The following is a 9,850-nucleotide window of genomic DNA, read 5'->3' as shown; positions in this document are numbered from 1 at the left end:
GTCTTCCGCCTGGCGCGCGCGACGACCATCCTGGCGGCCGGAGCGGCGGAAATCGCCGCGATCGATACCGTCTTTCCGGATTTCCGCGACATGGCCGGTTTCGAAGCCGAATGCAGAGAGGCCGAGCGCGACGGCTTTACCGGCAAGATGGCGATCCATCCAGCGCAGGTGCCGGTCATCAACACCGCCTTCACGCCCTCGCCGGAAGCGGTCGAACGATCGCGGGCGATCGTCGACGCCTTCGCGGCGGCGGGAAATCCGGGCGTCGTCGGCATCGACGGCAAGATGTATGATCGGCCGCACCTACGGCTTGCGGAGCGGCTGCTGGCACGCGCGAGAGCGGCGGGACTTTCAGCCTGAACCGCCAATTGCCAGACAATGGGGATCAGTTTGTAGCGGACGTGAGCCGTGTAGCCCTTTCGGTTAATCCTTGCTCCAGCGCGGCCGCCGCATCGAGAAAATCTCGTTCACGCTGGCATAGTCCATATAGCCGAGCCGGGCGACATTGCCGGCCCTGACGATGTCGAACAGGCCGTCCCTGAGATAAGCATCGTCGATGTGGACCCCGACGACCTCGCCGGCGACGACGATGGCGCTGGTCTCGGCGCCATCCAGTGCCCGCGGCCGAAATATCTCGGTCACCTTGCATTCGAGGGCGGCGGGCGCTTCCGCCACGCGCGGCGGCGCGACGAGGCGCGACGGCGCCATGGCGAGATCGGCATAGGCGAACTCGCTGACGCCGCGCGGCGCATCGACGGCGGTGCGGTTCATCTTCTCGGCAAGCTTGCGGCTGACGAGATTGGCGACGAATTCGCCGGTTTCTTCAGCGAAGGTGGCGCTGTCCTTCGCGCCTTCGGATGAGAACCAGACGATGAAAGGCCGCGTCGAAAAGGCATTGAAGAAGGAATAGGGCGCCAGGTTGATCTCACCGGCCTTGTTCAATGTCGAGATCCATCCGATCGGGCGGGGTGCAACGATCGCCTTCGACGGATCGTGCGGCAGGCCGTGCCCCTTGGATGGCTCGTAGAACATCTCAGCCGGCCCACGGCCCGGCATAATCGGCATAGAGCTTCGCCGGATCGGGTCGGGGCCGCTCCGGCGCCGGTCCCTGGTACGAGCCGATATGGACGAAGCCGATGACGCGCTCCTGCGGCGACAGCCCGAGGATCGCCCTGCCCTCCGCAACGTCGGAATACCAGTTGCTGATCATGTTCGTGCCATAGCCCAGCGCGTTGGCCGCGATCATCAGATTCATAGCCGCCATTCCACCCGACAGGAACATCTCCCATTGCGGGATCTTTGGGTTCTCCCGCGGCACGGAGACTACGCCGATCACCAGCGGGGCGCGCGAGAAGCGCGCCAGTTCCTGGTTGCGGCGCCCCTCCGGCAACGGTCCTTCGCGCTGCTCGGCAAGCGCCGCGAGCTTCTTGCCGATCTCGACCCGCGACTCGCCGCGGTAGACGATAAACCGCCATGGCTCGAGGCGGCCATGGTCTGGCACCCGCGACGCCGCGGCGATCATCGTGGCGATTTCCGCATCGCTCGGCGCCGGCTCCTTGAGGTCCGGAATCGGCGCTGAACTGCGGGTCAGCAGGAAGTCGATGATCGGCGACGCCATGGGCGCAAGTCTCCTAGCATTCGATTTTGAGCTGAAGCGCGCCATCGGGAGATCGGGCGGCTCGGGCAATGGCGCAATTATACGCCGGATAAAGAGCCCTGGCGGAGGGCGGCAGGCTCTTGAGCCTTGAAATTGCCACCGCCTTGGGCTTCAACGCAAGGCATGTTTGAGGGGACTCTGCGCCTTTTCGTGGTCGGGCTCATCGCCGCGTTGCTTGCGGTGCCGGTTTCGTTCGCGCTGGCCCAGAACGCCAACGATGTCGGCAATATCAAGTTGCCGGGCATTTCGAGCTATGCGACGCCGAAGAGCGAGCGGTCGCTGGCGCTTGGCAGCGGCGGAGCGATCACCCTTTCTGCGCAACTGACCGACAAGGGCGCCGACATCACCCGCGGCATCGTCTGGCGCGTCTTCAAGCCGGAACCGGCCAGCGACGGCAAGCTGCCGATGGTCGCGTCCGCGCATGGCGGCACGGCGGTGTTCCAGCTCGACCCCGGCAGCTACCTGGTCCACGCCTCTTACGGACGGGCCGGCGCCACCAAGCGCATCACCGTCGGCAAGGACGCAAAGCGAGAGAGCCTCGTTCTCGATGCCGGCGGCTTGAAGCTCGATGCGGTGACGTCCGGCGGCGCGCACATCGCGCCAAAGAAGCTCCGCTTCGCGATCTATGAGGGCCAGGCTGAGACCAATGGCGACCGCGCGCTGATCGCCCCCGATGTCGAGCCGAACACGGTGGTGCGGCTGAATGCAGGCACCTACCATGTCGTCTCCACCTATGGCGCGGTCAACGCCGTGATCCGCTCCGATATCCGCGTCGAGGCCGGCAAGCTGACCGAGGCCACCGTCGAGCACCGCGCGGCCGAGATGACGATGAAGCTGGTGCGCGAGCCCGGCGGCGAAGCCATTGCCGACACCTCCTGGTCGCTGCTCAATGAATCCGGCGATCCGATCAAGGAAGCCGTCGGCGCCTTCGCCTCGATGGTGCTGGCCGAAGGCCAATACACCATCATCGCCAAGAACCGCGACCGCATCTACCAGAAGGATTTCACCGTCATGGCCGGCCAGAACCAGGAAATCGAGGTCGTGGCCAACGAATCGTCCGCCATCGATCCCGAGGAGGGCGCGGACTAAGCTGCTCAGGCGGCTTTGCGCATCCGCTTGGTTAGAAACGGCGTGCGTCCGCGCCGCGCCGCCGCCGGAGCGAGATCGAAAACCGCTTGGTAGAGCCTGTCGAGCAGCGCCTTGCGGTCGCGCAACGGTTCGAGCTCGCTCCACTTCAGCACATCGCCGATGCGCACCTCGATCGCCTTGCCCGACAGCCGGGCGAATTCGCGGATTAATAGGGAGGTGCGCAGCGTCAGCGACGCCTTGCCGACGAATTTCGCCACGCGGTTGTCGCGCTCGGCCATGTTCATCGGCCCACTGACGAGATGGAACAGACGGCCGTTCTGGCCGGAGAAATGCAAAGGGATGACCGAGGCCTTGGCCTCCTGGATGAGCTTGGCCGGAAACATCTTCCACGGCAGGTCGATCGCCCGGCCGAACCCCTTCGGCGCCGTGGCGACGCCGCCGGCCGGAAAAACGACGATGGTGACGCCTGCCTTCAACAGCCGCACCGCCTCGTGGCGCACGGCCATGTTGTTCTTCAGCGCTTCCTTGGTCTCGGAAAAATCGATCGGCAGCGAATAGGCTTCCATCTCGCGGATCCTGAGCAGATCCTTGTGGATCATGACCCGGAACGGACGGCCGAGCTGCTCGGCGAGCGACAGCACTGCAATGCCGTCACCGATGCCGAAGGGATGGTTGGCGACGATCACCAGCGGACTATCCGGCACATTCGCCGGCGGCCAACGGCCGGCGTGGTGCACCCTGACGTCGATCAAGTCCAGCATGCGGCTGAACACACGGTCGCCCGTTGGAGCGACCTGGCGCCGCCACAAGTCGTAGAGCACGGCAAAGCGGTCGCGGCCCGACAGGCCTTCGACGGAATGGATGAACCACCGCGTCAGCGCCGGCTGATGCCGGTTGGCGTAGGAGAGCTCGGGAACCTTTCCCGCGGTTTCAGCTTGAGCATGGCGGCTCGGTTACAAGGTTGGCGTGACAGGCGTGTGAAGATGGCGGTGGACTATGTGTCACCGCCATTCGAGAAGCGATTGGAGATTAACGATTTTAGGCCGCGCGGCGCTTGCGGTCCGGAGAGACGGCCTCGTCCGCCAGCAATTTCACGGCGTCGCCGAGCTTCAGCGATTCCTGGTCGCGGGAGCCGAGACGGCGGACATTGACGGTTTCCTCTTCCGCCTCCCGCTTGCCGCAAACGAGAATGACCGGAACCTTGGCCAGGCTGTGCTCGCGCACCTTGTAGTTGATCTTCTCGTTGCGCAGATCGGTTTCGGCGAGCAGCCCCGCAGCCTTCAGCCGCTCGACCACCTTCATTGCATACTCATCCGCGTCTGAGGTGATCGTCGCCACCACCACCTGCAGCGGCGCGAACCACAGCGGGAATTGGCCGGAATAGTTCTCGATCAGGATGCCGAGGAAGCGTTCCATCGAGCCGCACACCGCGCGATGCACCATCACCGGCTGCTTCTTCTCCGAATCCGAGCCGATATAGAAGGCGCCGAAGCGTTCCGGCAGGTTGAAGTCGACCTGCGTGGTGCCGCACTGCCATTCGCGGCCGATGGCGTCCTTCAGCACATATTCGAACTTCGGCCCGTAGAAGGCGCCCTCGCCCGGATTGACCGAGGTCTTGATGCGATTGCCGGAGCGCGTGCGGATCGTCTCCAGCACATTGCTCATGATCGCCTCGGCATGGTCCCAGGCCTCGTCTGTGCCGACCCGCTTGTCGGGCCGCGTCGACAGCTTCACCGCGACCTCCTCGAAGCCGAAATCGGCATAGGTCGACAGGATCAGATCGTTGATGCGCAGGCATTCCGCGGCGAGTTGCTCCTCCGTGCAGAAGATATGCGCATCGTCCTGCGTGAAGCCGCGCACACGCATCAGCCCATGCAGTGCGCCCGACGGTTCGTAGCGATGCACATTGCCGAACTCCGCAAGCTTTACGGGCAGTTCGCGGTAAGACTTCAACCCATGCTTGAAGATCTGCACATGGCCGGGGCAGTTCATCGGCTTCAGCGCGAAGACGCGGTCGTCGTCGGTGTCGTCACCGGCGACGGTCACCTTGAACATCGCGTCGCGATACCAGCCCCAGTGGCCGGACGTCTCCCACAGGCTCTTGTCCAGCACCTGCGGCGCGTTGACTTCCTGGTAGCCGTGCTCGTCGAGGCGGCGGCGCATGTAGTTGACCAGGTTCTGGAACATCTTCCAGCCCTTGGCGTGCCAGAAGACGACGCCCGGTCCCTCCTCCTGAAAATGGAACAGATCCATCTCGCGGCCGAGCTTGCGATGATCGCGCTTCTCGGCTTCCTCCAGCAGCATCTGGTATGCCTCGAGCTGCGCCTGGTCGGCAAAGGCGATGCCGTAGATGCGCGTCAGCATCGGGTTGTTGGAATCGCCGCGCCAATAGGCGCCCGCCACCTTCATCAACTTGAAGGCGTTGCCGATCTGCCCGGTCGAAGCCATGTGCGGACCGCGGCAGAGATCGAACCAGTCGCCCTGCGCGTAGATCTTGATATCCTGATCCTCGGGGATAGTGTCGATCAGCTCGACCTTGTAGCGCTCGCCCTTGTCGGCAAAGACCTTCTTCGCCTTCTCGCGCGACCACACTTCCTTGGTGAACGGCCTGTTGCGGGCGATGATCTCGCGCATCTTCTTCTCGATCACCGGGAAATCGTCCGGGGTGAACGGCTCGTTGCGCGCGAAGTCGTAATAGAACCCGTTCTCGATCACCGGCCCGATGGTCACCTGCGTTCCCGGCCAAAGTTCCTGCACCGCCTCGGCCAGCACGTGCGCCGCGTCGTGGCGGATGAGTTCCAGCGCGCGCGGATCCTCGCGGGTGATGATCTCGACCTTGCCGGACCCGCCGAGCGGATCGGAAAGATCGCGGACGGTGCCGTCGAGGCTATAGGCAACAGCCTTTTTCGCCAGCGATTTGGAGATCGATTCGGCAAGGGCGGCGCCGGTCATCGCGGCGTCGTACTCGCGGACGGAACCATCGGGAAATGTCAGGGAGACGGAATTCAGCATCATCAGAGTTGTCCTATCCAGTCCCGCAAACGAGCGCGGGTGGTGAATGCATGTCGCAGGAATGTGCTGGAGCATGCAGGGTTGGCCGGAGGCGCCAATCACTTGGACGCTGGCGGGCGGCAGTCTTTTATGAGGAGTTTCCGCCGCCGTAAAGCCGCAAGCCGTTCTATTTGATGAGCCCCGGAAGATCCTTCAGGAAAGCCGCCCGCGTCAGCCCCTTCGGCAAGATCGAAGCCGGGCTCGCGCGCTGGTCGCAGACGCCCTCCTGGTAAAGCGTCACGCCGCTCCCCGAATCCTCGACCAAAATGCAGTGGATGTCCTTGAGCGGCGCCGACTGCGCCCGCATCGGCAGGCCGAGAATCCAGGCCAGCAGGAACAGAATAATGGCAATGAAGAAGGGATAGCGGTCCATATGGCGCATCGAAGCTCACTCCGGGAAAGGGATTACGCGGAGCGGCTTAGCGAGGCGTCTTGTCTCGATTTTGTCTCAAATTGGCAGTGTTTGTGCAGGCTGACGTTAACCCTACCGGATCGTAAACACGGGCTGCGAAACGCTGCCGCAGTCAGCCATCTGCGTCATCGCGCTTCCTGCCGATCTGCCAATAGTGCCACGGCATGAACCAGACATAGCGCGGCGCAAGCGTCTCCGGCACGCGGTCGATGCCATGCGTCCCGAACGGCCCGCAACGCGAGACCCGGAACAGCGCCAGCCAGCCCCCGGTCCACAATCCATGGCGGGCGATTGCCTCATGCGCGTATTCGGAACAGGTCGGCAGATGCCGGCAGCTATTGCCGACGAAGCCGGAAAGCGTCAACTGGTAGAGGCGCACGAGCGACGTGCCGAGGACGCGGCCCGGCGTCTTGCGCCAGGGTCCCTGCCAGTTTCGCCCATGCCGGACCGGCCGGACACCATGGATATGTCCTGAATGGTCTCCCATCCGCACTTCTCCTCAGCCAGCTTCCTTGTGCGTTAGATGTGGGCTTCGAGCCGGGAACGCAACGACCTTTTATCGCTCATCGCCTGGAGTGCCGCACGGGGTGGCTTGCCGGTCCACTCAGCGTGCGGGGAAACGAAGCGAGTTCGCCATAACCGGGCAAGCAGCCCAGGAGATCGCCCTCAAGCAGCCTCTCCGGCGCGCTTCTTCTCGATCTGGCCGATCGCGTCGACCACCGCATCGAAGGTCAGCATGGTCGAGGCGTGACGTGCCTTGTAGTCGCGCACCGGCTCCAAATATTTCAGATCGGCGAACCGGCCTTCCGGCGGCGCGCCGTTTTCCTTGAGCATCTTCAGCATGGTCTCGCGCACGGCGCGCAGCTCATCGGCGTTCGCGCCGATGACATGCTGGGCCATGATCGAGGAGGATGCCTGACCAAGCGCGCAGGCCTTCACGTCATGAGCGAAATCGGTCACCACGTCGCCATCCATTTTGAGGTCGACTGTGACGGTCGAGCCGCACAGTTTGGAGTGCGCTCTGGCGGTCGCATCGGGGTGGTCGAGCCGGCCGATCTTGGCGATGTTTCCGGCGAAGCTCAGGATTTTCGCATTGTAGACGTCGTCGATCATATTTTTCCAATCCGTCGCCGCCAAGCGAACAGGCTTTGCCGCTGTTGCGTCTTCCTTTCGCTGTGCACGACCATATATAATGATGGCAGCCGGGCATCGACAAGGCAAACTCAAGCCATTGTCATTGCTCATCTGTTCACGCCGCTTACGGGCTGGAAACCGGGCGAGTTTCACCCGAAAGGTCGTGGTCCGTTCAACTCGTCCCACCTCTGAGTGGGACTACGGGAGACGCCTTTATGGATGCCGTCATCAAGAAACTCATGCCCCCTTCCTCCTATATGGAGAAGCCTGTCACCGATCGCCCAAGCGAGGCCGAGGTCGAAGCCGCCGTGCGCACGCTTTTGCGCTGGACCGGCGACAACCCTGATCGCGAGGGCCTGGTCGACACGCCGAAGCGCGTTACCAAGGCTTTTCGCGAGATGTTCAACGGCTATGACATGTGCCCGGCGGAGGAGCTTGGCCGCACTTTCGAGGAAGTGGCCGGCTATGACGATCTCGTCATCGTCAGGGACATCAAGTTCCACTCCCATTGCGAGCACCACATGGTGCCGATCATCGGCAAGGCGCATGTCGGCTACCTGCCGGACGGCAAGGTCGTGGGTCTGTCCAAGATCGCGCGCGTCGTCGACATCTTCGCCCATCGCCTGCAGACGCAGGAAGCGATGACGGCGCAGATCGCAGGCGTCATCCAGGACGTGCTCAACCCGCGCGGCGTCGCCGTCATGATCGAGGCCGAGCATATGTGCATGGCCATGCGCGGCATCCGCAAGCAGGACTCGACCACGCTCACCTCTACCTTCACCGGCGTCTTCAAGGACACGCCCGAGGAACAGGTGCGCTTCGTCACCATGGTGCGTGCCTGATCGCCGGCTGCCGGCCTTCAGACCATGGTCCCGAAAAGCGGGACCCGGTTTTCGGATAAGATCATGGTCCAACAAAAAGACGAACCGGCAATGTCGGCACTGCAATTTCCCAAAGCCCCGGCAGACAAGAAGGCGCTGGAGGAAGGCACCGTCCTTTCTCCGCGCTTCGATGCTGCCGGCCTCGTGACCGTCGTCGTCACCGACGCCGGCGACGGCATGGTTTTGATGGTCGCGCATATGAATGCCGAGGCGCTGGCGCTGACGCTCGAAACCGGCATCGCCCACTACTGGTCGCGTTCCCGCAACGCGCTGTGGAAAAAGGGCGAGACGTCGGGCAACGTCCAGCGCGTCGTCGAGATGCGCACGGATTGTGACCAGGACGCGATTTGGTTGCGCGTCAAAGTATTGGGCCAGGACGCAACTTGTCACACCGGTAGGCGTTCCTGCTTTTATCGGACGGTGGGGCTCAGCGACGGCAAGGCGGTGCTTGCCGACGATGGCAGCAAGCCGCTGTTCGATGCGCAAGAAACGTATCGGAAGCCGGTGTGAACCATTCGATATTCACAAACCACTCATATTCACTATTCTCAAACATCCTTGTGATAGAAGGGACACGGGACAAGGGAGATCATGATGCTCGAATGGGCGTCATTGCGCAGCAGACCTGACGTTCAGGAGGCCAACGGCCTTGCATCGTCCGGCGGCGTGCTCGATCCGAAATCGGCGAAGAAGATGGGCATCTCGCTGGCGCTCGGCGGCGGCTGTGCGCGTGGCTGGGCCCATATCGGCGTGCTGCGCGCGCTGGACGAAGCGGGCATCGAAGTTTCGATGATCGCAGGCACGTCGATCGGCGCGCTGGTCGGCGGCTGCTATCTTGCCGGCAAATTGGACGAACTGGAAGAGTTCGCCAGAAGCCTGACCAAGCGGCGCCTCTTCGGACTGCTCGATCTCAATCTGCGCGGCAGCGGCCTGTTCGGCGGCATGAAGCTCGATGCGCGGCTGCGCGAACATGTCGACGGTATCCGTTTTGAGGAACTGTCGAAGCCCTTCGTCGCCGTCGCTTCCGAAATCCGCACCGGCCACGAAATCTGGCTGTCGAAAGGTTCGCTCATCACCGCCATGCGCGCGTCCTACGCGTTGCCCGGCGTCTTCGAGCCCGTGAACTGCAACGGGCGCGTGCTGGTCGACGGCGCGCTGGTCAATCCGGTGCCGGTCTCGGTCTGCCGTGCTTACGAGCAGCCGCTGGTCGTTGCCGTCAACCTCCACTACGATCTGTTTGGGCGTGCCGCGGTGATCAAGCACAGCGCGGGCGAACTCGTCATCGAGAACGACGCGCCGCGTCCCGGTCAGGTCAATCCCCAGCACCCGCCGCACCAGACCCGCCTCGGCATCACCGGCGTCATGGTCGAGGCCTTCAACATCATCCAGGACCGGATTTCGCGCGCCAGGCTCGCCGGCGATCCGCCCGACATGTCGCTGCAGCCGAAGCTCAGCCATATCGGACTGACCGAGTTCCACCGCGCCGACGAGGCGATCCGCATCGGCTATCAGGCGACCATGTCCCAGATCAGCGAATTGCGGCGGCTGCAGACGGTGCTCGCCTGATCCGAAGCGTCAGTCAAGCAATCGCGGCATCTGTGATGCGGAATTGCACTGAGCGGTTGC

10 protein-coding genes and 2 pseudogenes are annotated in these 9,850 nt (G+C 63.2%); 5 read left to right on the top strand and 7 right to left on the bottom strand.

Annotated features, from left to right (window positions below):
* Window positions 1-360 (top strand): HpcH/HpaI aldolase/citrate lyase family protein (locus EOA60_RS07260; RefSeq protein ID WP_164899215.1); only part of this gene is annotated, 360 nt, incomplete at its 5' end.
* A gap of 63 nt (window positions 361-423) precedes the next feature.
* Here the strand turns inward: EOA60_RS07260 and EOA60_RS07255 are convergent.
* Window positions 424-1,032, bottom strand: a complete 609-nt coding sequence (locus tag EOA60_RS07255) for a flavin reductase family protein (RefSeq protein ID WP_127334974.1) — start codon at window positions 1,030-1,032, stop codon at window positions 424-426.
* Window position 1,033: 1 nt separating this feature from the next.
* Window positions 1,034-1,618: a nitroreductase gene (locus tag EOA60_RS07250; protein ID WP_095826117.1), complete on the bottom strand. Its 585-nt coding sequence runs from the start codon at window positions 1,616-1,618 to the stop codon at window positions 1,034-1,036.
* Between the two features lie 162 nt (window positions 1,619-1,780).
* Between EOA60_RS07250 and EOA60_RS07245 the strand changes: the two genes are divergently transcribed.
* Window positions 1,781-2,746: a hypothetical protein gene (locus tag EOA60_RS07245; RefSeq protein ID WP_095826118.1), complete on the top strand. Its 966-nt coding sequence runs from the start codon at window positions 1,781-1,783 to the stop codon at window positions 2,744-2,746.
* A 5-nt stretch (window positions 2,747-2,751) separates the two neighbouring features.
* On the opposite strand, the pseudogene EOA60_RS07240 reads toward EOA60_RS07245, so the two are convergent.
* From EOA60_RS07240 to EOA60_RS07220, 5 genes and pseudogenes are all read right to left on the bottom strand, one after another.
* A pseudogene (locus EOA60_RS07240) lies at window positions 2,752-3,689 on the bottom strand (lysophospholipid acyltransferase family protein).
* Between the two features lie 95 nt (window positions 3,690-3,784).
* Window positions 3,785-5,758: a threonine--tRNA ligase gene (gene thrS / locus EOA60_RS07235; protein ID WP_127334975.1), complete on the bottom strand. Its 1,974-nt coding sequence runs from the start codon at window positions 5,756-5,758 to the stop codon at window positions 3,785-3,787.
* A gap of 229 nt (window positions 5,759-5,987) precedes the next feature.
* A pseudogene (locus tag EOA60_RS07230) lies at window positions 5,988-6,179 on the bottom strand (class D beta-lactamase); the annotation flags it as partial.
* Window positions 6,180-6,321: 142 nt separating this feature from the next.
* A complete protein-coding gene (gene yidD / locus EOA60_RS07225; protein WP_095826120.1) occupies window positions 6,322-6,696 on the bottom strand; it encodes a membrane protein insertion efficiency factor YidD in 375 nt (124 codons plus the stop codon).
* 179 nt (window positions 6,697-6,875) lie between these two features.
* Window positions 6,876-7,322 carry an iron-sulfur cluster assembly scaffold protein gene (locus EOA60_RS07220; RefSeq protein ID WP_067328046.1) on the bottom strand — a complete coding sequence of 149 codons (447 nt, stop codon included), beginning with the start codon at window positions 7,320-7,322 and terminating at the stop codon, window positions 6,876-6,878.
* A gap of 236 nt (window positions 7,323-7,558) precedes the next feature.
* Between EOA60_RS07220 and folE the strand changes: the two genes are divergently transcribed.
* The 3 genes from folE to EOA60_RS07205 all read left to right on the top strand — a co-directional run bounded on the left by folE (window position 7,559) and on the right by EOA60_RS07205 (window position 9,790).
* A complete protein-coding gene (folE, locus tag EOA60_RS07215; protein ID WP_067328045.1) occupies window positions 7,559-8,185 on the top strand; it encodes a GTP cyclohydrolase I FolE in 627 nt (208 codons plus the stop codon).
* Between the two features lie 90 nt (window positions 8,186-8,275).
* Window positions 8,276-8,734, top strand: coding sequence for a phosphoribosyl-AMP cyclohydrolase (gene hisI, locus EOA60_RS07210; protein ID WP_095826135.1), 459 nt, complete (start codon window positions 8,276-8,278; stop codon window positions 8,732-8,734).
* An 84-nt stretch (window positions 8,735-8,818) separates the two neighbouring features.
* Window positions 8,819-9,790, top strand: a complete 972-nt coding sequence (locus EOA60_RS07205; RefSeq protein ID WP_067000906.1) for a patatin family protein — start codon at window positions 8,819-8,821, stop codon at window positions 9,788-9,790.
* Window positions 9,791-9,850: the final 60 nt, after the last annotated feature.

It is taken from the genome of Mesorhizobium sp. M1A.F.Ca.IN.020.06.1.1, from assembly GCF_004023265.1.
Lineage (GTDB): Bacteria > Pseudomonadota > Alphaproteobacteria > Rhizobiales > Rhizobiaceae > Mesorhizobium.
Note: the sequence above shows the minus strand (reverse complement) of the source record. Positions and strands in the feature narration are given on the sequence as shown.

What these genes read in the sequence shown, in the direction of transcription:
- EOA60_RS07255 (WP_127334974.1), bottom strand. Translation starts at nt 1,032, where the DNA reads ATGTTCTACGAGCCATCCAAGGGGCACGGCCTGCCGCACGATCCGTCG.
- EOA60_RS07250 (WP_095826117.1), bottom strand. Translation starts at nt 1,618, where the DNA reads ATGGCGTCGCCGATCATCGACTTCCTGCTGACCCGCAGTTCAGCGCCG.
- EOA60_RS07245 (WP_095826118.1), top strand. Translation starts at nt 1,781, where the DNA reads ATGTTTGAGGGGACTCTGCGCCTTTTCGTGGTCGGGCTCATCGCCGCG.
- thrS (WP_127334975.1), bottom strand. Translation starts at nt 5,758, where the DNA reads ATGCTGAATTCCGTCTCCCTGACATTTCCCGATGGTTCCGTCCGCGAG.
- yidD (WP_095826120.1), bottom strand. Translation starts at nt 6,696, where the DNA reads ATGGGAGACCATTCAGGACATATCCATGGTGTCCGGCCGGTCCGGCAT.
- EOA60_RS07220 (WP_067328046.1), bottom strand. Translation starts at nt 7,322, where the DNA reads ATGATCGACGACGTCTACAATGCGAAAATCCTGAGCTTCGCCGGAAAC.
- folE (WP_067328045.1), top strand. Translation starts at nt 7,559, where the DNA reads ATGGATGCCGTCATCAAGAAACTCATGCCCCCTTCCTCCTATATGGAG.
- hisI (WP_095826135.1), top strand. Translation starts at nt 8,276, where the DNA reads ATGTCGGCACTGCAATTTCCCAAAGCCCCGGCAGACAAGAAGGCGCTG.
- EOA60_RS07205 (WP_067000906.1), top strand. Translation starts at nt 8,819, where the DNA reads ATGCTCGAATGGGCGTCATTGCGCAGCAGACCTGACGTTCAGGAGGCC.